General features: G+C 56.5%; 19 protein-coding genes and 1 pseudogene. 12 read left to right on the forward strand and 8 right to left on the reverse strand.

Features of this window, described 5'->3' with window-relative positions; translation table 11 throughout:
* Positions 1-195 precede the first annotated feature (195 nt).
* Positions 196-1,152 (forward strand): AEC family transporter, encoded by a 957-nt coding sequence (locus tag ACMV5I_RS24020; RefSeq protein WP_414825462.1) that lies wholly within the window; start codon positions 196-198, stop codon positions 1,150-1,152.
* Here ACMV5I_RS24020 and ACMV5I_RS24025 read toward each other — a convergent pair.
* Positions 1,133-1,486 (reverse strand): hypothetical protein, encoded by a 354-nt coding sequence (locus ACMV5I_RS24025; protein WP_414825463.1) that lies wholly within the window; start codon positions 1,484-1,486, stop codon positions 1,133-1,135. The two genes, ACMV5I_RS24020 and ACMV5I_RS24025, sit on opposite strands and share 20 nt — an antisense overlap.
* Before the next feature lie 157 nt (positions 1,487-1,643).
* Here ACMV5I_RS24025 and ACMV5I_RS24030 point away from each other — a divergent pair, with 157 nt between their 5' ends.
* Positions 1,644-2,507 (forward strand): carboxylate/amino acid/amine transporter, encoded by an 864-nt coding sequence (locus ACMV5I_RS24030; protein WP_414825464.1) that lies wholly within the window; start codon positions 1,644-1,646, stop codon positions 2,505-2,507.
* On the opposite strand, the gene metR is transcribed toward ACMV5I_RS24030, so the two are convergent.
* Positions 2,504-3,454, reverse strand: a complete 951-nt coding sequence (metR, locus tag ACMV5I_RS24035; RefSeq protein ID WP_115160202.1) for an HTH-type transcriptional regulator MetR — start codon at positions 3,452-3,454, stop codon at positions 2,504-2,506. The genes ACMV5I_RS24030 and metR overlap by 4 nt on opposite strands.
* 105 nt (positions 3,455-3,559) lie before the next feature.
* Here metR and metE point away from each other — a divergent pair, with 105 nt between their 5' ends.
* Together metE and ACMV5I_RS24045 are read left to right on the forward strand one after the other, a co-directional pair.
* Complete coding sequence (gene metE, locus ACMV5I_RS24040; RefSeq protein ID WP_414825465.1) at positions 3,560-5,836, forward strand: 5-methyltetrahydropteroyltriglutamate--homocysteine S-methyltransferase; 2,277 nt, start codon at positions 3,560-3,562, stop codon at positions 5,834-5,836.
* Positions 5,837-5,956: 120 nt separating this feature from the next.
* Positions 5,957-6,844: an AraC family transcriptional regulator gene (locus ACMV5I_RS24045; protein ID WP_202728074.1), complete on the forward strand. Its 888-nt coding sequence runs from the start codon at positions 5,957-5,959 to the stop codon at positions 6,842-6,844.
* A gap of 196 nt (positions 6,845-7,040) precedes the next feature.
* On the opposite strand, the gene ACMV5I_RS24050 is transcribed toward ACMV5I_RS24045, so the two are convergent.
* From ACMV5I_RS24050 to ACMV5I_RS24070, 5 genes and pseudogenes are all read right to left on the reverse strand, one after another.
* Positions 7,041-7,385, reverse strand: coding sequence for a PTS fructose-like transporter subunit IIB (locus ACMV5I_RS24050; protein WP_021807973.1), 345 nt, complete (start codon positions 7,383-7,385; stop codon positions 7,041-7,043).
* Between the two features lie 21 nt (positions 7,386-7,406).
* Positions 7,407-8,303, reverse strand: coding sequence for a [formate-C-acetyltransferase]-activating enzyme (locus ACMV5I_RS24055; protein ID WP_121608062.1), 897 nt, complete (start codon positions 8,301-8,303; stop codon positions 7,407-7,409).
* The gene (locus ACMV5I_RS24060) at positions 8,269-10,566 is read right to left on the reverse strand and encodes a formate C-acetyltransferase (protein ID WP_414825466.1); all 2,298 of its coding nucleotides are present in this window, start codon (positions 10,564-10,566) and stop codon (positions 8,269-8,271) included. The genes ACMV5I_RS24055 and ACMV5I_RS24060 overlap by 35 nt, the downstream gene beginning before the upstream one ends.
* Before the next feature lie 68 nt (positions 10,567-10,634).
* Positions 10,635-10,955, reverse strand: a complete 321-nt coding sequence (locus ACMV5I_RS24065) for a PTS fructose-like transporter subunit IIB (RefSeq protein WP_202671682.1) — start codon at positions 10,953-10,955, stop codon at positions 10,635-10,637.
* 74 nt (positions 10,956-11,029) lie between these two features.
* A pseudogene (locus ACMV5I_RS24070) lies at positions 11,030-12,110 on the reverse strand (PTS fructose transporter subunit EIIC).
* A 361-nt stretch (positions 12,111-12,471) separates the two neighbouring features.
* Between ACMV5I_RS24070 and ptsP the strand changes: the two are divergent.
* Positions 12,472-14,973, forward strand: coding sequence for a phosphoenolpyruvate--protein phosphotransferase (gene ptsP, locus ACMV5I_RS24075; protein WP_414825467.1), 2,502 nt, complete (start codon positions 12,472-12,474; stop codon positions 14,971-14,973).
* A gap of 51 nt (positions 14,974-15,024) precedes the next feature.
* A complete protein-coding gene (gene fsa / locus ACMV5I_RS24080; protein WP_414825468.1) occupies positions 15,025-15,690 on the forward strand; it encodes a fructose-6-phosphate aldolase in 666 nt (221 codons plus the stop codon).
* Between the two features lie 301 nt (positions 15,691-15,991).
* Here the strand turns inward: fsa and ACMV5I_RS24085 are convergent, their stop codons facing one another.
* On the reverse strand, positions 15,992-16,819 hold the full coding sequence (locus ACMV5I_RS24085) for a dienelactone hydrolase family protein (protein WP_024485455.1): 828 nt from the start codon (positions 16,817-16,819) through the stop codon (positions 15,992-15,994).
* 302 nt (positions 16,820-17,121) lie between these two features.
* On the opposite strand from ACMV5I_RS24085, the gene udp reads away from it, so the two are divergent.
* From udp to rmuC, 6 genes are all read left to right on the forward strand, one after another.
* The gene (gene udp / locus ACMV5I_RS24090) at positions 17,122-17,883 is read left to right on the forward strand and encodes a uridine phosphorylase (protein ID WP_024485456.1); all 762 of its coding nucleotides are present in this window, start codon (positions 17,122-17,124) and stop codon (positions 17,881-17,883) included.
* Positions 17,884-18,042: 159 nt separating this feature from the next.
* Positions 18,043-18,825, forward strand: a complete 783-nt coding sequence (locus ACMV5I_RS24095; protein ID WP_202671684.1) for a tyrosine-protein phosphatase — start codon at positions 18,043-18,045, stop codon at positions 18,823-18,825.
* Between the two features lie 86 nt (positions 18,826-18,911).
* Positions 18,912-19,442, forward strand: a complete 531-nt coding sequence (locus ACMV5I_RS24100) for a DedA family protein (protein ID WP_024485458.1) — start codon at positions 18,912-18,914, stop codon at positions 19,440-19,442.
* A gap of 291 nt (positions 19,443-19,733) precedes the next feature.
* Positions 19,734-20,516, forward strand: coding sequence for a histidine phosphatase family protein (locus ACMV5I_RS24105; RefSeq protein WP_238393734.1), 783 nt, complete (start codon positions 19,734-19,736; stop codon positions 20,514-20,516).
* A gap of 108 nt (positions 20,517-20,624) precedes the next feature.
* Complete coding sequence (locus ACMV5I_RS24110; protein ID WP_414825469.1) at positions 20,625-21,938, forward strand: OprD family outer membrane porin; 1,314 nt, start codon at positions 20,625-20,627, stop codon at positions 21,936-21,938.
* Between the two features lie 146 nt (positions 21,939-22,084).
* On the forward strand, positions 22,085-23,632 hold the full coding sequence (gene rmuC, locus ACMV5I_RS24115; RefSeq protein WP_024485461.1) for a DNA recombination protein RmuC: 1,548 nt from the start codon (positions 22,085-22,087) through the stop codon (positions 23,630-23,632).
* Positions 23,633-23,652: the final 20 nt, after the last annotated feature.

Below are 23,652 nucleotides of genomic sequence, written 5' to 3' on the forward strand. Positions count from 1 at the left end.
TGTTTGTAAAGGCACGATGAGGTCTCTTCTGTTTTGTTAGCGCAACCAGTAGATCACACTTCATCGTGCCTTTCATTTTTTTCTGGGGATTCCTCAGCCCTGTGGGAGAGGGTTAGGGTGAGGGGCCATTCACTTTGACTAAACCAGAACATAGCGACGTCAGCCCGTTGCCGCCGCGCCATCGGAAGGGATACGATGCCTGCCTTTATTGTTTCGCTGTGGCACCAGATAGTGCTGTCTTTGCCGTTATTTGTGCTAATCGTGCTGGGATATGGCCTTATCCGCTGGGGAAAGTGGCCAGCGACCATCACCGATGGCCTGACCCGTTTCGTGTTTTCCCTCGCCTTGCCCGCGATGCTGTTTCGCATGATGTGCGATTTCTCACAGCGTTCTGCGGTGGATGCCCGCCTGCTGATCGCCTTCTTCGGCAGTTGCCTGATCGTCTTCGTCATCGGCCGCATTGCCGCACGGCGGATCTTCAAGCTGGACGGTGTTTCGGGTTCGGTATTTGCTCTGGGCGGCATTTTCTCCAATAACGTCATGCTTGGCCTGCCGATCGCCACGGTGATGCTGGGAGAGGAGGCCATCCCATCGGTGGCTCTGGTGCTGGTATTTAACGGCCTGATTTTGTGGACGCTGGTGACCATCTCCATCGAATGGGCACGGAATGGCTCCCCCACGCTGCAAGGCTTTATCAAAACGGCGCGCAGCGTGCTGACCAACCCGCTGATTATCGGCATCCTGTCTGGCACGTTGTTCAGCCTGACCGGCCTGCCGCTGCCGGTGTTTGTCGATCAACCGGTCAGCATGCTGGGCCAGGTGGCGGCTCCGCTGTCGCTGGTGGTGCTCGGCATGGGGCTGGCGGAATACCGTATCAGCGAAGGCTGGCAACTGAGCAGCGCCATCTGCTTCCTCAAGCTGATCGTCCAGCCGATGGTGGTCTGGCTGCTGGCTTGGTCAATGGATTTACCCCCGATGGAGACCCGCGTGGTGGTACTGCTGGGGTCAATGGCCGTGGGGGTAAACGTCTACCTGATGTCACGCCAATTTAATGTGCTGACTGGCCCGGCGGCCACCAGTCTGGTGATGTCCACTGCGCTGGCGGCGATCACCACCCCGTTAATCCTCACCATTATGGGGGTAAGGGTGTAGCCGGGAGCGGCGCCTGTGGTATTACCGGAGCAGTCTGGTTAAAGGGATTAACCGGCTGATTGCCGTTTTGCAGCATCTTGCCAGTGGTCATCTGCGGCTGCATCGGGTTGTTATTGCCGTTATAGGGCAGCATTTTGGGCTGGTTGGCCTTGAGCGGATAACCCTGCTGCTGGCGCTGCTCCATCTGCTGATTGTCCAGCATGCGCTTTTGCTGTGCCTGCTGGTCGCGCTGGTTAAGAAACTGCTGTTGCTGGCTAAGCGTAGTGACGCCGTTTTCCGCCGTAGCCAGGCAAGGCAGCCACAGCAGGGTGGCCATAATAAGTTGACGTCTCATATTCTACCTCCGTTTGTCTCACAGTTTTAAGCCTAACGTAGTCAGGCAAAATTGCTCGATAGTTTATTTTATACTCACATGTAAACCTCCTTTGCGCCACATTGTTGTTCTGCTTCCGCTACAATCGCCCTTTCGGATCTTTTAGGGTGAACTTGTCGTGCTGCTTCTGGTTATTACCACCATTTTATGGGCATTTTCTTTTAGCCTGATCGGCGAATACCTGGCTGGCAATGTCGACAGTTGGTTCTCGGTGCTGATGCGCGTTGGGCTGGCGGCGCTGGTGTTTTTGCCGTTCCTGCGCTGGCGCAATATCAAGCTGAAAGTGATCCTGCTGTATATGCTGGTGGGTGCCTTCCAGCTTGGCATCATGTATCTGATCAGCTTCCGTGCCTTTATCTATCTGACCGTGTCGGAATTCCTGCTGTTTACGGTGCTGACGCCGCTGTATATCACGCTGATTTACGATCTGATCAGCGGCCGCCGTCTGCGTTGGGGCTATCTGTTCAGCGCGTTGCTGGCCGTGCTGGGGGCGGCGATTATCCGCTACCACCAATTGAGCGATCACTTCTGGTGGGGGTTGCTGCTGGTGCAGGCGGCGAATATCAGCTTCGCCATCGGCATGGTGGGTTACAAACGCCTGATGGAAGTGCATCCGTTGCCGCAGCATACGGCATTTTCCTGGTTCTATCTGGGCGCGGCGGCGGTAGCGGTGGTCGCCTGGTTCCTGTGGGGTAATCCGAACCAACTGCCAACCACCAACCTGCAATGGGGCATTTTGGTTTGGCTGGGCGTGGTGGCTTCCGGATTGGGCTACTTTATGTGGAACTACGGGGCGACACAGGTGGATGCTGGTACGTTGGGCATCATGAACAATATGCATGTGCCCGCGGGCCTGCTGGTTAATTTTGCTGTTTGGCATCAGCAGCCGCACTGGGCCAGCTTTATTGTCGGTGGCTCGGTGATTGTCGCCTCGCTATGGGTACATCGCCGCTGGGTCGCACCGAAAGCGGCTGGTCGCTAGCTTAAAGACGCTAAGGATTTAGTGTCTGGCAGGCTGCCTATCGGCCGGGCGGCATCACGCACGAACGGCAGATGCTCGCAGGCGTGCTGACGTGCCGAGCGGATAAAGGCTTCGGTGACCGTTTGGCGCTGCTCACCGTCGCGGGTAGCGGCATACAAGCGGCTCCACAGGCCATCCCCGAGCGTCTTGGTGACGACCAGCCCCTGGCGCTCAAAACTCTCCACCACCCAGTGCGGTAACGCGGCGATCCCCATCCGGGCTGACACCATTTGAATCAATAACAGCGTGTTATCGACGTTTTTCAGCGCCGGGCTGACGCCTGCCGGTTGCAGGAAATGACGCCAGATATCCAGCCGTTGGCGCTGCACCGGGTAGATCATCAGCACTTCATCGCTCAGGTCTGCCGGTTCAATGTGCGGCTTATTGGCCAACGGGTGATCGGGGGCCAGGATCAGCCGGACTTCAAAGTCGAACATCGGCGAATAATGCAGCCCACTGCGCGGCAGGATGTCTGAGGTCAGCACCAGATCCAGTTCTCCTTGCTGCAAGGCCGGTTGCGGATCGAACGTCACGCCGGATTTGAAATCCATCACCACCTGCGGGAAATAGGAGCGGAAGTTGTCCAACGCCGGCGTCAGCCACTGAATACAGCTGTGGCATTCGATGGCGATGCGCAGCGTGGTTTGATGCGGTTCGTGGCAGGCCTGCAGCGCCTGTTGGATCTGCGGCAATACCTGTTCTGCCAGCTGTAGCAGGATCTCCCCCTGAGCGGTAAAGCGCAGCGGCTGGCTTTTACGAACAAACAGCTTAAAGCCCAGACGCTGTTCCAGATCGCTGAACTGATGCGAAAGGGCAGACTGTGTCTGATGAAGCTGTGCGGCAGCGGCGGCCAGGGAGCCGGTATTACGCAGAGCCTGTAGGGTCCGTAAGTGTTTCAGTTCGATCATGAGAGTCCTTCACAGTGACAGTGAAAATATTGCGCTTGTGGATCATACAGTACCTGCGGATTATGGATGTGTAAACATCTGGACGGCTAAATGGGAAATATGACGATGACAATTCTAAATCACACACTGGGTTTTCCACGCGTTGGTCTGCGTCGTGAACTGAAAAAAGCGCAGGAAAGTTACTGGGCAGGTAATTCAACACAGGAAGAGCTGTTGGCGGTTGGCCGCGAGCTGCGCGCTCGCCACTGGCAACAACAACAGCAGGCCGGGGTGGATTTGGTGCCGGTTGGCGATTTCGCCTGGTACGACCACGTGCTGACCACCAGCCTGCAGCTGGGCAACGTCCCGGCGCGTCACCAAAATAAAGATGGCTCGATCGATCTCGATACCCTGTTCCGTATTGGCCGTGGCCGCGCACCGACCGGTGAACCTGCGGCGGCGGCGGAAATGACCAAATGGTTTAACACCAACTATCACTACATGGTGCCTGAGTTTACTAAAGGCCAGCAGTTCAAACTGGGCTGGACCCAACTGCTGGATGAAGTTGACGAAGCGTTGGCGCTGGGCCACAAAATCAAGCCGGTGCTGTTGGGCCCGGTAACCTATCTGTGGCTGGGCAAGGTGAAGGGTGAGCAGTTCGATCGCCTGTCGCTGCTGAACGATATCCTGCCGGTCTACCAGCAAGTGCTGGCGGAGCTGGCCAAACGCGGCATCGAGTGGGTACAGATCGACGAACCTGCGCTGGTGCTGGAATTGCCTAAAGTGTGGTTGGAGGCCTTTAAACCGGCTTACGCCGCGCTGCAAGGCCAGGTCAAACTACTGCTGACCACCTATTTCGATAGCATTGGCCATAACCTCGACACCATCCGCGAACTGCCAGTGCAGGGCCTGCATGTGGATCTGGTCGCAGGCAAAGATGATGCCGCTGTCCTGAACAACGCATTGCCGAAAGAGTGGGTGCTGTCGCTGGGGGTGATCAATGGCCGTAACGTCTGGCGTGCCGATGTGAGCAGCTGGTTTGAACGCTTGCAACCGCTGGTAGGGAGCCGCCCACTGTGGATTGGCACCTCGTGCTCGCTGCTGCACAGCCCGATCGATCTGAGCGTGGAAAGCCGCCTGGACGAAGAAGTGAAAAGCTGGTTCGCCTTTGCGCTGCAAAAATGTGCCGAGCTGGCGTTGTTGAGCTCAGCTCTGAATGCGCCAGGGGCAGATAAACAAGCCAAACTGGATGCCTACAGCGCACCAATCCGCGCCCGTCGCCAATCCAGCCGTGTGCATAATGCGCAGGTTGAGCAACGCCTGGCGGCCATCACTGCCAAAGACAGCGAACGTCAGCGCCCTTATGAACAACGTGCCCAGGCTCAGCGCGATCGCTTCAACCTGCCTGCCTGGCCAACGACCACCATCGGATCCTTCCCGCAGACCACCGAAATTCGCGGCCTGCGCCTGGACTTCAAGCAGGGCCGCCTGGATGGGAGCAACTACCGCACCAGCATCGGCGAACATATCAAGCAGGCCATTGCTGAACAGGAACGCCTGGGGCTGGACGTGCTGGTGCACGGCGAAGCCGAGCGCAACGACATGGTGGAATACTTCGGCGAAAACCTGGACGGCTTCGTGTTTACCCAAAACGGTTGGGTACAGAGCTACGGCTCCCGCTGCGTGAAACCACCGGTGATTATTGGCGATATCAGCCGCCCGGAAGCCATCACCGTAGAGTGGGCCAAGTTTGCCCAGTCGCTGACCGACAAGCCGGTAAAAGGCATGTTGACCGGCCCGGTGACCATTCTTTGCTGGTCCTTCCCGCGTGAAGATGTGACCCGCGAAGTGATCGCCAAGCAGATTGCGTTGGCACTGCGTGACGAAGTGGAAGACTTGGAGAAGGCCGGTATCGGCATCATCCAGATCGACGAGCCTGCACTGCGCGAAGGCCTGCCGCTGCGCCAGTCCGATTGGGCTGCGTACCTCGACTGGGCGGTGGATGCCTTCAAACTGAACGCCGCCGTGGCGCAGGACGATACCCAGATCCACACCCACATGTGTTATTGCGAGTTCAACGACATCATGGATTCTATCGCGGCGCTGGATGCTGACGTGATCACCATCGAAACCTCACGTTCCGATATGGATCTGCTGGAAGCGTTCAAAGAGTTCGACTATCCAAATGAAATTGGGCCGGGCGTTTACGACATCCACTCGCCGAACGTGCCAAGCGTAGAATGGATTGAAGCGCTGCTGCGTAAAGCGGCACAGAATATCCCGGCAGAACGCCTGTGGGTGAACCCGGACTGCGGCCTGAAAACCCGTGGCTGGCCAGAAACCCGCCAATCGTTGGCCAACATGGTGTTAGCGGCTCAGCGCCTGCGCGACCAGGTTGTCTGATCCAAACTCGTTTACCAAGGGCGCTTCGGCGCCCTTTTCTTGTTCTACTCCCGCGTTTTCCTCGCCGCTATTGGTTATTATCAAGTCTCGTTGTTCACTTGGTTTGAAGGATTATTCCCGATGAAACACCCGCTGGTGGCCGTGTTGGCTCCGCTGCTCGATGATGGGCAGGGGATCCGGCAGGTTTATTTTGCCGGTAACCAACATCCGGCACCGGAGCTGGCTTATCAGGTAGGTTTTCCACGCCTTGAACTGGTGGTAGACGGGGAACAGGAAATGGAGTGGGAAGGCAGCCAGGGAACGCGGCAACGACAAATTTTGCTGCCGGGGGATGTGCTGTTTGTTCCGGCGCAAGGCTGGAACAGCCCGCACTGGCAGCAACCGACGACCACGCTCAGCCTGTTGTTTGGCAAGCAGCAACTGGGCTATAGCCTGCTGGGTTGGGACGGGGAAAATACGCTGCCGCTGGGTAAGGATAACGTGGCGCGCCGTGGCCCGCGCGTGGGGTCATTCATGTTGCAGGCGCTTAACGAACTCTCCTGGCATCAGAGCGATCAGCCCACCGCACGTTTCCTGGTAAAGGGCTTGCTGAGCCATGCGCTCGATCTGTTTGGCACCTCGGTGAGAACCGCCTCGCGCAGCCAAGCGTTGTTTGATGCGGTGCGGGGCCACCTGGAGGAACATTATCGCGAGCCGCTCACCCGTGAGTCGGTGGCCCAGGCGTTTTATATCTCGCCCAATTACCTTTCTCATCTGTTCCAGAAGGCCGGTGGTGTTGGGTTTAACGAATATCTCAATCACGTGCGGCTGGAGCAGGCGAAGCACCTGCTCAAACGCTATGACATGAAGGTGAAAGAGGTGGCGCACGCCTGCGGATTTGTCGACAGCAACTATTTCTGCCGCCTGTTTCGCAAGAACACCGAGCGTTCCCCGTCGGAGTATCGCGGCCAATACCACAGTGAGCTGTGCCCCTCACCCCAACCCTCTCCCACAGGGAGAGGGAGCTGATGGCCCTTGCTCTTTTGCAAGTAAAGAGGCCATAGCAGCAAACGCGATCGTCCCTTCATCCAAGGTGAGTCACTAAAATTTCAGAGATACTCGATCGTCCCTTTCCATCCAAGGTGAGTCACTGCAATTTCAAGCACTCTCGATCGGTTCCCTCTCCTTGGGGAGAGGGTTAGGGTGAGGGGGGCTGGCACAGCAGTTAAACCACGCGGATATGCGTTTCCTGGGGTGATGCGGCGGCCTTGCGTACCGCACTGAGCGCCTTCTCCGGCGTACGCAGAAAGGTGTTGATGCCGATCTGCACGCAGCGGTGGTGCTCAAAACGCTCGCTTTCCGCCAGCAGGATGTCGCTGATCAACAGCACCACGTCGGCTTGCGCCAGATCGTCCGCCGTCAGCGAGTTTTCAATCCCCAGAGCACCCTGGGTTTCTACTTTGACCGGCCATTTCTCTTGCGCGCACAGTTTTTCCAGCCGCTCGGCAGCCATGTAGGTATGGGCGACCCCGCTGATACAGGCCGTTACCGCTACGAGTTTTATCGTCATACCTGCCTCTCTATCTTCTGTTCACCCGCCAATGATCACCCGGTAACCCGCCTGTTGCGCCATCGCCTGCAAGGGAGCGATTTGCTGCTCTGTTGGGGCTGCTACGCCGCGCATGGCATATTCGCGCCCCAGCAGGGTATATTTCGCCTCGCCATACTGATGAAAAGGCAATAGGTGGATCTCTTGTAGCCCAAAAGGTGCCAGGAATACCAGCACCTGTGCCATGTTCTCCGTGCTCAAAGTGTAGCCGGGTATTAACGGCAGACGCGGGATCAGGTTAACTCCGCGCTGCACCAGCGCAGTAAAGTTTGCCAGTACCCGTGGCAGGTTGATGTTCAACTGATGTTTGGCGGAATCGGCATCCATGATTTTCAGATCGAACAGGATCTGATCGCAGTGTTCTGCCAGGGCCAGCACTTGGGCCTGTGAGGCATCTCCGGCCGTTTCGACGGCGGTATTGATGCCCAACGCCCGCAAGCGCTGCAACAGCTGGGTGGCAAACTCGGCCTGCATCAGCACTTCGCCCCCGGAAAGCGTTACCCCGCCGCCGGAGGTGCGATAAAACACCTCATCTTTCAGGATTTGCTGAAGCAGCGCATCGAGCGTGATGTTTTGCCCGATCAATTCCATCGCCCCGCTTGGGCACTCCTGTGCATCGTTCAGGCAGGGTTGGCAGCGCAGGCATTTGGCCTCGCGGCGTACGCGGTGGATCTTACCGGACATCGACTCCGGGTTGGCACACCAAGGGCAGCTATGTGGGCAGCCTTTGAAAAACACCACGGTGCGGATGCCGTGGCCGTCGTTCAGCGAATAACGCTGAATATTGAAGATCCGGGCCTGCGGCTCTGCGGGTGTTGCCCGGGAAAACCCGGGCGTGATCAGGTTACAGTTGATGCGCTGTACGGCGGATGATGTCATCCTGGATCTCCTTCGACAGCTCCACGAAGAATGCGCTATAGCCGGCAACACGCACCACCAGCCCGGCGAAGTCCTGTGGCCTGGCCTGCGCTTCCTTCAGCGTTTCGGCATTCACCACGTTGAACTGCACGTGCTGTAGCTTGAGCTTGGTAAAGGCCCCGAGGAAATCAGCCAGCTTGTTCAGCCCCTGCTGACCTTCCAGCGTGCTTGGGGTGAACTTCACGTTTAGCAGCGTACCGTTGGAGAGCAGGTAGTTATCCAGCTTGCTCACCGATTTCAGCACTGCCGTCGGCCCCTGGCCATCCTGGCCGAGCATTGGTGATAGCCCGCCGTCCGCCAACTGTTCCCCCGCATAGCGCCCGTCTGGCGTAGCACCCACCACCGCACCCAATGGCACGTGGGCAGAAACGGTATAAGAGCCGGGGGTAAATTGGCCGCCACGCGGGTTACGGTACTGTTCCACCTCTTTGCAGTAAAATCGCAGCAGATCGGCGCTGATCAGGTCAACTTCGTCGATATCATTGCCGTATTTGTCAAAGCGGTTAATCAGCCGTGCGCGGATCTTTTCCCCTTCCGGCGTGGCGAAGTTGGCCTTCAGCGTGGCCAGCAGTTCATCAAAGCTCAGGCGCTGTTGATCGAACACCAGGCCTTTCAGGGCAAACAGCGAATCGCTCAGGTTGGCGATGCCGATGCCTTGTACCCCTGAGAAGTTGTAGCGTGCGCCGCCTTCGGTGATGTCTTTGCCGTGTTGCAGGCAGTCATCGATAAAGGAAGACAGCAGCGGCACCGGTGCCCAGTCGCGGTGGCCGATATCGCAGATGTTGCTGCCTTCGGCCATCAGCCGAACGTAATGGCGAATTTTTTCGCGAATTTGATCCAGCAATTGCGGATAGGTGAGGCTAGCGTTGCCTTCGTTATCCAGCAGCGTCAGCTCCATCACTTTCAGCAGGTTGAACATGGCAATGTCGTGCAGGCCGTAGGTACGCCCTGGGATCGACAGCTCAACACAGCCCACCACCGCATAATCGCGCGCATCTTCCAGTGAGACACCACGGTTCAGGAATGCTGGCACCACCACTTCATCGTTAAAGATTTGCGGAATACCGGTGCCGAGGCGGATGGTTTCGGCGGTTTTCAGCAGGAATGGCCGATCGATAAACTCATTGACCCGCACGCCCAGGTTCGGCTGTGGCAGGCGGATATTCTGGTACGCATCCAGGCACAGGAACGACAGCACGTTTACCGCGCTGCGGCCGGTTTCCGTCAAGCCGCCCAGCAAGATGGTGTAGCCGGTAGGGAAACCCGCGAAATAACGTGCGCTGGAGGTGGAGCGCAGTAGCACGATGTCGTTGCATTTCACCCACAGGCTTTCCAGCAACTCCTTCAGGAAGGCCGGATCCTGCCCCTGATTGAGGGAGGCTTGATAAAACGGCAGCATGTACTGATCGAAGCGGCCCAGCGACAGTGAGCTGGCGTTGGATTCATACTGCAAAATGATGTTCATATACCAGAACAGCTGGCACGCCTGGTAGAAATCCTGCGGCTTGTGGTGGGCGTTGTGGCTTGAGATCTCGGCGATGCGCAGCAGCTCGGCGCGGCGAGTCTCATCGCTGCATTGCTCCGCCATTTGGCGTGCCAGGCTGGTATAGCGCAGGATATGGCGCTGTGAGGCTTGTAACAGCAACAATGCTGCGGCGTAGAACGCGTTGTCTGGCTGCTGCTCGGCATGGCTTTGCAGTTCGGTTAGCAGATTATCCAGGCCGTTATTCAGCAGGCGCGGGTAATCGATGATGATATGCCCCTGGCCCTTGTCCGTCTGGTTGACGCTGAAAATCTGGGTCTGGGTGGCGGTTTTAACCTCCTCTGACATCTGGCCGTTGATGAAATCCTTCATCGAACGTTTTTCCCAGTAGGGGTAAAGCTGTTCGCGGTACACCTGTTTGTCCGCTTCGGAAATGGCAAAGCGATCCTGTGGACGAGTAGGGAAAGCATCCAGCTCTTTCAGCAACCAGTAAGGGTCCATCTCTGGCGACACGATCCCGGCACGCGGCTTCACCGTACGGTTACCGGCAATCAGCTCATCCTCCCGCAGGGTGATCGCTACGTGATCGAGAATATAGGCGGTTGCCTTGGCACGGCGGATGATGGTCGGTTCTCCCTCGGTCTGCCGGTGGCTGGCGGTATAGAGTAGTGCGCGTTCGAGTGAAATTTCGCGCGGGGCGGAGAACAAGGCGGCTTTTAGACGTTCGATCCGGGAGAGCATCACATTTTCCTTTTGTGCGGTAATGGGGGCGGGGAAACCCGGCACGGTGTGCCGGGCTGGCTGTGCGGTTAGGCCTTTTGCGCTAAGTGGGCGGCAATTTTCTCCATGATGGTATCGGCACGTTTTACCGCGTCGCTGATAGCCACGCGCACCACGGTTTTCCCTTTAAAACGTTCTTCAAACTTGATGCCGATATCCTTGGTCAGGATCACCACGTCGGCGGCGGCCACGTCTTCGGCCGTCAGTTCGTTTTCCAGGCCGATGGAGCCCTGGGTTTCCACCTTGCACTGCCAGCCTTGGGCTTTGGCGGAACGTTCGATGGCTTCGGCAGCCATGTAGGTATGGGCAACGCCAGATGGGCAAGCGGTTACAGCGATAATCATAGTCATGGAAAACTCCTCAAAATGGTATGCGTGTCTTGCAAGCTGCACTGTGATTAGTGGCAGCTTGCAGGCGTATTTATTCAGTTAATTTCGAAATCCAAGTCCAGATCGTCCTGGGCGACTTTAGTAGCCTGTTTCTTGGCGGCAAAGCTTTTCAGCAGGTTAACCAGCAGGGCGGTGACCACCATGCCCACCAGCAGCGCGGCTACGTAGCCCAGCTTGCCTTCAACTACTGGCAGCACAATCAGACCACCCCAACCGGCGTAGCACTGTGCACCCACCAACGCAGCGGTCACGGCGGCGCAGGCAGAACCAATCATGATGGAAGGGATCACGCGCAGCGGATCGGCAGCGGCGAACGGGATAGCCCCTTCGGTAACGCCGACGCAGCCCATCAGCAGTGCAGCTTTACCCGCTTCGCGCTCTTCTGGGGTGTAGTATTTGCGGCCAATCAGCGTGGCGAATCCCAGGCCGAGCGGCGGGGTGGCGATGGCAACGGCCGCGATGGCGACCACCGAGTACACGCCCTGAGCGACGCAGATCAGCATAAAGGCGTAGGCCACCTTGTTAACCGGGCCGCCCATGTCAAACGCCAACATCAGGCCCATGATGATGGCCAGCACTACGATGCTGCCCTGCTGCATACCTTGCAGCCAGTGGGTCAGGCCGTTGGTCAGCGCACCAACCGGTTCACCCAGGCCCCACATCATGATGCCTGCGGTAAGCAGGGTGCCGATGATTGGGATCACGAAGATCGGCATCACCGAGCGCAGGATCTTCGGTACCGGGATCTTCTTGAGATAGAACACAATAATGCCGCCCAGCAGGCCAGCGATGATCGCCCCGAAGAAACCAGCCCCGAAGGATGCGCCCACCCAGGCACCAATCAATCGCAGAAGGAGCCAGCGCGGAGCGATCCGAGATGGAGTAGCCGATATAGGCCGCCAGGAAAGGCACCATCAACGTCAATCCGGCCACGCCGATATCGAACAGTTTTTTCAGGTTCGGATCGGTCGCCGCGTCGGGTACCGCCCCTTTGCCATACAGCATCACGGAGATGGCCAGCAAAATGCCGCCGGCGACCACAAACGGGATCATATGGGAGACGCCGGTCATCAAGTGCTGGCGTGTGTTTCTTAGAATATTGAGTAGCTCTTTCATCGTTCACTCCCTGGCCGCAACCAGCGTGCTTCTGAGATAAAACCACCGGGGAATGACCCCTGATGGATAAAGGTTGTTGGCTATCACAATAGGCATCTGGCGGTACTATCAACAGTGGATAAAATTGCCATTTACTGGATTTTTGTATTGTCAGGAGAAAAGTGCGATCTAACTCAAAGTGTGCGACAGAATAAACCGGGCTTGTGGAAACGGGCTTTGTGAGCGGCATCGCATTTATGCCGTCAGGATACATTTGTCCAGTGTTTGACATTTTTATCCGATAGCCCTGGGCCGCGCTGCGCTTTTATCCTTGTGGCAAACCGGTGTTGTTCACCGCTGCTTGTGGTATGAGGAAAGAGTGATGGCGAAAATAGTGACGTTTACCTGCGTGCTGCCCAACGGGGTGCATGCCCGCCCAGCCAGCCATATCGAAACTCTGTGCAACGGTTTCCGTTCCCGCTTTGAATGGCACAACTCGCGTAGCGGCCTGCGTGGCGACGGCAAAAGCGTGTTGTCACTGATTGGTACCGATACTTTGCTGGGTGATGAATGCCGCATCACCATCGAAGGGGAAGATGAGCAGGCGGCGTTTGAGCGCCTGAGCCAGTTTATCCAACATGAATTCCCGCATTGCGACGAAGCGCTGCCACAGGTGAATGACCAGGCAGAGCAGGAACCTATCCCGCAGTCTCTGGCAAACCTGAACCCAACGCTGGTACGCGCTCGCTCCGTCAACCAAGGCACCGCCAATGGCAAACTGGTGCATCTGGCGCGGGTGGATTTAAACGCCCTGACGTTGCCGTCTACGCAGTCTGTTGAACAGGAGCAGCAGCAGTTGGCCGAAGGGTTGACGCGCTTTGGCAAGGCGCTGGATCTGCAACTGATGGGCGGTAACGGCACCACCACGGCGGTGCTGGAAGCCCATCGCTCATTGCTACGTGATGGTGCATTCCGCCAACACCTGCTAGATGGCGTGCTGGCAGGGGAAAGCTGTGCCGCCGCCATTGTGGCCACCGCAGCCCACTTCAGCCAGCAGCTGGCACAGTCTGCCAGTGCCTATCTGCGCGAGCGCGAACTGGATATTCGTGACGTCAGCTTCCAGCTATTACAGCAAATTTATGGCGAGCAGTGCTTCCCGGCGCAGCAGGCGCTAAGTGTAGACAGCATTTGCATCACCGATGAGCTGACCCCGAGCCAATTCCTGGAGCTGGACAAGCGTTATTTGAAAGGCCTGCTGCTGGGCAGCGGCGGTAGTACCTCGCATACGGTGATCCTGGCGCGCTCCTTTAACATTCCCACCCTGGTTGGCGTCGATGCCGCCTCAATGTTGCCGTATTTGAATCAATCGGTGCAGATCGACGGCGATCTTGGGCTGGTGGCCTGCGATCTCAGCGAGCCGGTTCGTCGTTACTATCAGCAGGAGCAGTGGCTGAGCGAGCAGATCCGCAGCCAGCAAAGCGCCTATCTCGATCAACCGGGGCGTACGGCTGACGGCGTGCGGATGGAAGTTGCCGCCAATATCGCCCACGCGGTAGAAGCAGAGGCGGCTTTCAGCAACGGTGCAGAGGCAGTGGGTTTGTTCCGTACCGAAATGCTGTATATGGATCGCATGACAGCACCTTCCGAAGATGAGCTTTACAACATTTACTGCCAGGCGGTGGAAGCCGCAGCAGGCAAGACGATCATCGTGCGTACCATGGATATCGGCGGTGACAAGCCGGTGGATTATCTAAATATCCCGGCCGAAAACAACCCGTTCCTCGGTTACCGGGCGGTGCGTATCTATCAGGAGTTTCTGCCGCTATTTCGTACCCAGTTGCGCTCGATCCTGCGCGCTTCGGCACACGGTCCGCTGAAGATCATGATCCCGATGATCTCCTCGATGGAAGAGATCCTGTGGGTGAAAGATCAACTGGCCGAAGTGAAGCAATCGCTGCGTGCCGGGCAGATCCCGTTCGACGAAAAAATCCCGCTCGGCATCATGCTCGAAGTGCCTTCGGTGCTGTTTATCATCGACCAGTGCTGTGAGGAGATCGACTTCTTTAGTATCGGCAGCAACGATCTGACGCAGTACCTGCTGGCGGTGGATCGTGATAATGCCAAGGTCATCAAACACTACAACAGCCTGAACCCGGCGTTCCTGCGTGGGTTGGATCATGCAGTGCGGGAAGTGCACCGCCACGGTAAATGGATCGGCCTGTGTGGAGAGCTGGGGGCGAAAGGTTCGGTGCTGCCGTTGCTGGTAGGGATGGGGCTGGATGAAATCAGCATGAGCGCGCCTTCCATTGCCGCCACCAAAACCCGCCTGGCCAAGTTGGATAGCCGCGAATGCCGTTTACTGCTCAACCGGGCCATGGCCTGCCGTACGTCGCTGGAAGTGGAGCACCTGTTGGCCCAGTTCCGCATGGAGCAAAGTGATGCGCCGCTGATCACGCCGGAATGCATTGCCCTGGGGGCCGATTGGCGCAGCAAAGAAGAGGTTATCAAAGGGATGGCGGATAACCTGCTGCTGGCCGGGCGTTGCCGTTACCCACGTAATCTTGCCGCCGATTTGTGGGCGCGTGAGGCGGTATTCTCCACCGGGCTGGGCTTCGGTTTTGCCATTCCGCATACCAAATCTGAACATATTGAACAGTCCACCATCAGCGTGGCCAAGCTGGCGCAGCCGGTCGTCTGGGGCGATGAAGAGGCGCAGTTCGTGATTATGCTGACACTTAATAAACATGCCGCCGGGGACCAGCATATGCGTATTTTCTCCAAGCTGGCGCGGCGCATCATGCATGAAGGTTTCCGTGACGCACTGGTGAACGCAGTGTCTGCCCAACAGGTAGAAGCGTTGCTGAAACAAGAGCTTGAACTGTAATCCATTTTTGGGCGCTGCGGCGCCCTTCATTTTTAGCCTTGAGGAGCAATTATGGAACTCTATCTGGATACTGCCGACATCAATGCGGTGAAACGTCTGGCACGTGTGTTGCCGTTGCAAGGGGTAACAACTAACCCGAGCATTGTGGCGGCATCACGCACGTCGCTATGGGAAGTGCTGCCCGCTTTGCGCGATATCATCGGTGGCGAAGGAAAATTGTTTGCCCAGGTGATGGCGACCACGGCCGAGCAGATGGTTGAAGAGGCGGTCATGCTTCACCAGCGCGTTCCTGGCGTGGTGGTGAAAGTACCGGTGACGAGTGAAGGGCTGGCCGCGATCAAAATCCTGCAAGGCTTGGCTGTTCCAACGCTGGGGACGGCAGTGTATGGGGCAGCACAGGGGCTGCTTTCTGCCTTGGCAGGGGCGAAGTATGTGGCACCTTACGTCAACCGCGTGGATGCCCAGGGTGGCAATGGCATTACTACCGTACAGGAGTTACAGCACTTGTTAGAACTGCACGCTCCGCAGGCCAAGGTACTGGCTGCCAGCTTCAAGACTCCGCGTCAGGCGCTGGAGTGCTTGTTGGCAGGTTGTGAAGCTATTACCTTACCGGTTGATGTCGCAGAGCAGTTTATCAGCGCCCCGGCGGTGCAGGCGGCGGTAGAAAAGTTCGAGCACGATTGGCACGGTGCGTTTGGCACTTTGTCACTGAGCTAAGATAAGACGCCCCTCACCCTAACCCTCTCCCACAGGGAGAGGGGACCGAAAGTGCCTCTATTTGATTAGGGTATTCGTCCTCGACATCAATCCTGCCACAGATTAACTCTTGTACCTGAACGCAGCACCGAACTGGCTCCCTCTCCCTACACAAAAGCCCATGATATCCTCAGGTTGTACATTGGGAGAGGGTTGGGGTGAGGGGAGATTGGTGACAAGCATCAGGGGCACTTGCTGCCCCTGAAACTGCTGATATTCCTCACCCAACTTGGCATGTAGGGGCGCTGCATGCTGCGCCCATCTATTTCACACCATGCTGGCTGAACCAGGCCAACATGCGCTGCCAACCGTCGGCGGAAGCCTCCGCGTTATAGCTTGGCCGGTAATCAGCGTGGAAAGCGTGGCCCGCTTCTGGATACACCACGATTTCCGCATCGGCATTGGCCGCACGGATCGCCTTGCGCATGGTTTCCACCGTTTCCTGCGGAATGCTGCCATCCTGGCCACCGTATAGCCCAAGCACCGGCGCCGAAAGATCGGTGGCGATATCAACCGGATGCTTCGGCGAATTCAAGGTTTTCTCCCCCACTAGCTTGCCGTACCAGGCCACTGCGGCTTTCAGCTGCGGATTATGCGCCGCATATAACCAGGTGATGCGGCCGCCCCAGCAGAAACCGGTGATCGCCAACCTGCTGGCGTCGCCGCCGTGGCGCGTTGCCCAGTGCGCAGCGTGATCCAGATCCGCCAATACTTGGCTGTCTGGTACCTTGCTGACCAACTTTTGCATCAGCTCGCTGATTTCGCTGTACTCTCTGGCATCGCCCTGGCGGAAATAGAGTTCTGGAGCGATGGCCAGATAACCCTGCTTCGCCAGGCGGCGGCACAGATCCTGAATATGTTCATGCACGCCAAAGATTTCCTGCACCACCAGCACAATTGGGAACGGCCCTTGGTGATGGGCCGGTTTGGCGATATAGGCTGGCAGATCGTCCCCCTGCGAAGGGATGGTGGTTTCCCCCACATGAATATCCTGATCGTCGGTCAGAATGGTTGAGGTGGCCAACGGTGCGACGGCCGGGGTAAATCCCCCTTTGGCCTGTTTTAACGTCATTTGTTGTTCTGTTTTCATTGATTGCAGGCTCCATGCGTTAGAGAAAAAGCGCGGCAGTTAACTATAGGCAGATTAGCGCTTATTAGCACCGCATGGCGAATTTTCGCGCAGGATAGCAATGGCTGCTCAGGTAGCAAATTGGTATAAACTGAGTGGAGATTAAGCGTGCTAGGGTTTTTTATGTGATTTAAATCACAAAAATAATGTAGATGAATTTCTGTTTCTTTATTCAAAGTGATGATCATCACGAAATTTAATGACGATTGTCAGTAGAATCTCTGTTTGTTCCTCCCAAAAACCGTATCCATGAGGAGTCTCCCATGTCTCAGTCTGACGTTTTCCACCTCGGTCTCACTAAAAACGATCTGCAAGGCGCTACATTGGCCATCGTCCCTGGCGATCCGCAGCGTGTTGAGAAAATTGCCAAGCTGATGGAAAACCCGGTTCACCTGGCTTCCCATCGCGAATTTACCTCTTGGCGTGCAGAGCTGGATGGCAAGGCAGTGATCGTGTGCTCAACCGGTATCGGTGGCCCGTCTACCTCTATTGCCGTTGAAGAGTTGGCTCAGCTGGGCATCCGTACCTTCCTGCGTATCGGCACGACCGGTGCCATTCAGGCCAATATCAACGTGGGCGACGTGCTGGTGACAACTGCAGCTGTGCGCCTCGACGGTGCCAGCTTGCACTTTGCCCCAATGGAATTCCCGGCAGTGGCGGACTTTGCCTGTACCACTGCGCTGGTTGAAGCCGCCAAGGCCTGCGGTGCTACCACGCATATCGGCGTAACCGCCTCTTCCGATACCTTCTACCCAGGCCAGGAGCGTTACGACACCTATTCCGGCCGTGTAGTCAGCCGCTTTAAGGGCTCGATGGAAGAGTGGCAGTCAATGGGCGTGATGAACTATGAAATGGAATCCGCCACCCTGCTGACCATGTGCGCCAGCCAGGGCCTGCGTGCGGGAATGGTTGCCGGTGTGATCGTTAACCGCACCCAGCAAGAGATCCCGAATGCGGAAACCATGAAGAAGACCGAAAGCCAGGCGGTGCAAATCGTCGTCGAGGCAGCTCGCCGTCTGCTGTAATCCAAATCCTCGTTAAAAGCGGGCCGTTTGACGGCCCGTTTCCCCTTCTGTTACGGTTATCCCCCTCTGCGTCATGCTGCTGGCCTTCTGTTGTTGGTGTTTACCGATTGCTGGCTGATGTGGCGGCATATCCCGAGACAATCAATGTAAGGACGTCTTATGACCGCTCAGATCCTGCTCCATCCTTCACTTGCGCCGTTAGACGGTGGCATCAACTTCCGCGATTTAGGCGGCAACAGCGTGGCCGATGGCCGCCGTATTAAACGCGGGCTGCTGTTTCGTTCCGGCGCTCTGGATCGTTTGAGTGAAAGCGACTGTAGCTACCTGGCTCAGATGCCAATGCGTTCGGTGCTGGATTACCGCGACTTCGACGAAGTGCAGGCCAAACCTGACGTGCTATGGTCGGGAGCTGACTATTACCACGTGCCGGCCAATCCGCTCAGCAGCGAAGTGAATGCCAACCTTGAAAAACTCACCGACGAAACGCTGGCCAAGTTTGATGCCCGGGTCTTTATGCTGGAGCTGTACCGCCGCCTGCCGTTCAATAACGCCGCCTATCGCCAACTGGCGCAACTGCTGGCTCAGCCTGAAGGCGGTGCGATTGTGCAGCACTGTGCGGTAGGCAAAGACCGTACCGGCGTTGGTTCGGCAATGGTGCTGCTGGCGCTGGGCGCGGATGAGGCTACGGTAATGGAAGACTATCTGCTGACGGAAACTACGTTGGCGAGCTATCGTGAACACATGCTGGAGCAGATCTCCAGCCGCCTGAACGACGCCTCGGTGGCGCAGTTTGCCTATGTGCTCAGCGCACGTGAAGAGTTCCTGGCGACTGCGTTGGGTTGCATTCATGAGCAATATGGCTCCACCAACCGTTGGTTGGAGGCCGAATATGGGCTGGGGCAAAGCCAGCTCGAGACGTTGCAGGCGCTCTATCTGGAATAACGGCGCCATGTTTAACCGGAGTTTAGCCAGTGAGGTAGGGTACTGCGTATCCTTGAGGCCGGATCCGTTCTCAAAAGGAGCAGGCTATGAACCTCAATGACGTGATTAACTGGGTTAGCGAAACAGTGCGCCAGCATGAAGCCTGGGCGATCCCGATCGTCTTCTTCCTGGCGTTTGGCGAGTCGCTGGCCTTCCTCTCGTTGTTGTTGCCTGCCACGGTTATTCTGCTGGGGCTGGGGGCGTTGATTGGCGAGAGCGGCATTGCCTTCTGGCCGATTTGGGCTGCCGCCGCTGCTGGTGCCTTCTTTGGTGACTGGCTCTCCTATTGGGTCGGTTATCACTATCAGGGGCGTGTCGCTCATATGTGGCCGCTGTCACGCAATCCACAGCTGTTGGTGCGTGGTCATGCGTTTTTTGAGCGCTGGGGCGTGCTGGGTATCTTCTTTGGGCGCTTCTTCGGACCGTTGCGCGCCGTGGTGCCGCTGGTGGGGGGCATCTGCGCCATGCCACAAACCGCATTCCAGATTGCCAATGTGGCCTCGGCAATGGTCTGGGCCTTCGGCATCCTGGCACCAGGCGCCTTTGGTATCAAATGGTTTACCCAGTGGATGGCATGAACCGGCGCCTTGCCAATAACCTCGTATTTTAATTATTCAGCGTCACAGTGAGAATTCGATCACGAATTTATCCTTATCTGGCGCTTTTTAATTCCCTTATTTTTTTAACAGTGTTACTTTCCCAATAAGTGGATTGTTACTGTGAATAAACAGGCAAAACCCAAACCCGTTGACGAACCAATGTCATGGGTTTGGGTTTTTTTTCGCCCTTATTTTGGCAAATGATCTGCCGATGATTAAAAAAATTAACCTATAGACGTTATTTTGTTCACTAAGGAAAAATTAATGAAAATTAAAACCTGGTTACTGGCCTCCGTACTTGCCGTTTCCTCTGCTGCGGCCTTCAACGTAACTGCCGCGCAAAGCGACAGCGTCGATATCTATTTTGCTCGCCACGGTAAAACTCTGCTCAATACCTACGATCGCGTGCAGGGCTGGGCTGACTCACCGCTGACACCGGCCGGGATCGAAACCGCGCGCTATCTGGGTGCCGGATTGAAGGGGATCCCTTTCGATAGCTTCTACACCAGCGACGCTGGCCGCCAGCGTGAAACGATGCAGGTGATCCTCAAGGAAATGGGTAAGTCAGACGCCAAGGTCACGGAACTGACCGACCTGCGCGAAATGTTCTTCGGCGGTTTTGAAGGGCGAGCTAACGCAGAAATGGCCGACGCTGCTGCCAAGAAGCTGGGCCTGGCCTCTGGTGGCGAGATGTTCAAGCAAATGGGCGAAGGCAAGATCAGCCTGATCCCGATGGTGGATGCCATCACGCAAAGCGATGATAAGCAAGAGGCGGAAAGCGCGCTGCAGGTCAAAACCCGTATGCAACAAGCCTTGCATACCATGGTGCAGAATGCCGTAAAGAATGGGGATAAAAACATCCTGGCGGTCTCTTCCGGGCTATCGATGCAGATGATGATTTCTGATATGACCGATAACCCGAACAAAAATAAGCCACTGACTAATGCGGCAGTCGTCAAGATGACTTATAAAGACGGAAAATATACCGTAACCGATATTGGCGATATGACTTATGTCGCTAAAGGGAAAGCATTACTAAATAAAGCACCTTGATTATTACCCAATAAAAATAACACACCCTTTTGGCTCGGGGATATTATCTGAGGCGATAGCATATCGCCTCGGCAGGGATTTTCTATACCTTTTTCGGGGATAACAATAATGAAACGTTCTGCTTTAAGCTGTCTGGTCGCTATTTCGCTATTCTCCACCGTGGCCCAGGCCAGCGTTGATGACGTCCTGAATTCGCCCTTTTTCAGCGACAGCCATGTTGAGCTGTCGCTGAAAAACTACTGGAAGTACCTCAAGGAAGATGCCGCCAACCCAAAAGAGGTGCATAACGCCTGGGGGCAAGGACTGGCACTGGGCTATCAGTCCGGCTATCTGGCGGACTTTATCGGCGTTAATCTCGATTACTATAGCGCGGTAAAGCTGGGCGCCAGTGACTACTTCAATACTCGTGGGGTGCTATATAACAACGGTCCCGGCAACAGCAAAGAGAATGCTGCTGGCTACAGCAAGGTGGGCCAACGCTATATCAAGCTGAAAGGCGACGTGGGCGGCGCGGCGCTGAATGCGCAGGCGGGCTGGCAGGTATTGCGTAACTACGGCGTGATTTCCACCTCCACTCGCCTGTCGCCTACGACTTACCTGGGTTGGTCCGGTGGCGTGTCCGGTGCCGGGCTCTCTTTGCGCGGCGCGTATGTTGAACGTTCTATGGATCGTAACTCCCCAGACAGCCTGCGTTTGCAGACCAACGATGGCCGCTATATCAACCATCTTGCCAGCGCTGAGCTGGGCTATGAGAATAAGCAATTCAATGGGCAACTGGCCTACGGGGAATCTCAGGACTATTTACGCCGCCAGATCTTGCGGGTGGGGTACAAAGCCAATGAGAAACTCAGCCTCGGCAGCCAGATTTACACCACTCAGGCGCTGGACGAGTACAAACAGATGGCGCTGAGCAAGCGCAACTTCGATCATAACGCCAACCATTTTGCGCTGGATGCCAAATGGCAGGAGCCGCTGTGGAGCGTCAAGGTCGGCATCGCCCATACGCGAGCACCGAAGGGGGACGGTCAGCTTGGCTTCTATCCCCGACATATGTCCAAAAACTCACGCGGTACCTTTACCTCCATGGCTTATGCCGGTGAAGACTACATGCGCGATGGCGAAACCATGCTGGCCACCATGGCCGAATACCGCATCACGCCTGAGTTTACCGCCGGGCTGGCGGGCAACGTGGGCCAGTTCAGCTATCAAGGTGCCGCGGTGCGTACCGGTGAGATCAACGTCTTTGGCCGCTGGGCTCCCTCCCATCCCAAGCTGAAAAACCTGACGGTATTCGCCATGGCCGGGCCGGGCTGGTCTTATAAGAACAGCAATAAAACGCCGATACTGGTGGATGGGCATTCCCAGCTCTCCCACTCACTGTCCGGTGAGTTTATCGCCGAATATCGCTTCAAACTGTTTTAACCCGCCTTATCTGCACGGTAATGCCTTGGTTACCGTGCTCACTTCCACATAAAAACAGACTGGACATCCATACAGGCTCCCTTTAACGTGACAGGCAATGGGCGCAATACGCGCCGCAAGCGCATGCATGTATGACAGGAGGCAGGGTGGATACCAGTCTGATTTATGGTATTGGTGGTGTGGCGATAGGTTTACTACTGGGGTGGCTGATCGCCAGCCTGCGTGCGCAGCAGCACGGTGCGCAACATGAAACCGACCTGCGTCTGCTGGAACAGTCTTTACAGCAGGCACAGCTTGAAACGGCCTCCCGCCAAGAGACGCTGCAAAGCCACGAACAACTGCTACGGCAAAACGATCTGGAACTGCGCACCCTGCACAGCCAACTGGCCGCCGGGCAAGAGAGACTGCAACAGCTTAACCATTGGCGCAATGAATGTGAATTGCTGAACCAGGAGCTACGGGCACAGCGTGAAGTCAACAGCGCTCAGGAAGCCGAACTGCGTGAGGTGACGATCCGCCTGGAAGAGACCCGGATGGCCGCAGAAGAGAAACAGCGGCTGTTGATCAGCAGTGAACAACGTTTGACCACCCAGTTTGAGAACCTGGCCAACCGCATTTTCGAAAACAGCGGCCGCAAGGTGGATGAGCAAAATAAGCAAAGCCTGGATCGCCTGTTGCTGCCGTTACGCGAGCAGTTGGACGGTTTCCGCCGCCAGGTGCAGGATAGCTTTGGCCAGGAAGCACGCGAACGCCATACATTGACGCACGAAATCCGTAATCTGCAACAGTTGAATGCGCAAATGGCTCGCGAGGCGCTCAACCTGACCAAAGCGCTAAAAGGTGATAACAAAACGCAGGGTAACTGGGGTGAAGTGGTGCTGAGCCGCGTGTTGGAAGCCTCTGGTCTGCGCGAAGGACATGAGTATGAGACGCAGGTCAATGTGCGGCTGGATAGCCAAAGCCGTATGCAGCCAGACGTGATCGTACGTTTGCCACAGGGTAAAGACGTGGTGATCGACGCCAAAATGTCGCTGGTGGCCTATGAGCGTTATTTCAACAGTGAAGATGACTTCGAACGGGAAGCGGCGTTGACCGAACATATCACTTCGCTGCGCGGGCACATTCGCGTGTTGGGCCGAAAGGATTATCAACAGCTGCCTGGCCTGCGTTCGCTGGATTATGTGCTGATGTTTATCCCGGTGGAACCGGCCTTCCTGTTGGCCATCGATCGTGAGCCGGAGCTGATTAGCGAGGCATTGCAACATAACATCATGCTGGTCAGCCCAACCACCTTGCTGGTGGCACTGCGAACCATTACCAACCTGTGGCGCTATGAGCACCAGAGCCAGAACGCCCAGCGGATCGCCGATCGCGCCGCCCGGCTGTATGACAAGATGCGCCTGTTCGTAGACGATATGTCGGCCCTGGGGCAGAGCCTGGATAGGGCGCAGGGCAGTTATCACCAGGCGATGAATAAACTGAGCGAAGGCCGTGGTAATCTTATCGGCCGCATTGAGGGCTTCCGCGCGCTTGGGGTTGAAATTAAACGTCCCATCAACCCGCTTTTGGCGCAGCAGGCATCGGAACAACAGGATGATGAGCTGCTCTCCGAGCCTGACGAGGATATCGCCTCGCTACCGGGGGAAGAGAACGACGATAGCAACGAAGAACCACATCGCGCATCGCACGGATGATGCCGTTGCAAGGTGGGGTA

The sequence above is a fragment of the Serratia sp. T13T92 genome (assembly GCF_047530105.1).
Classification (GTDB): domain Bacteria; phylum Pseudomonadota; class Gammaproteobacteria; order Enterobacterales; family Enterobacteriaceae; genus Chania; species Chania fonticola.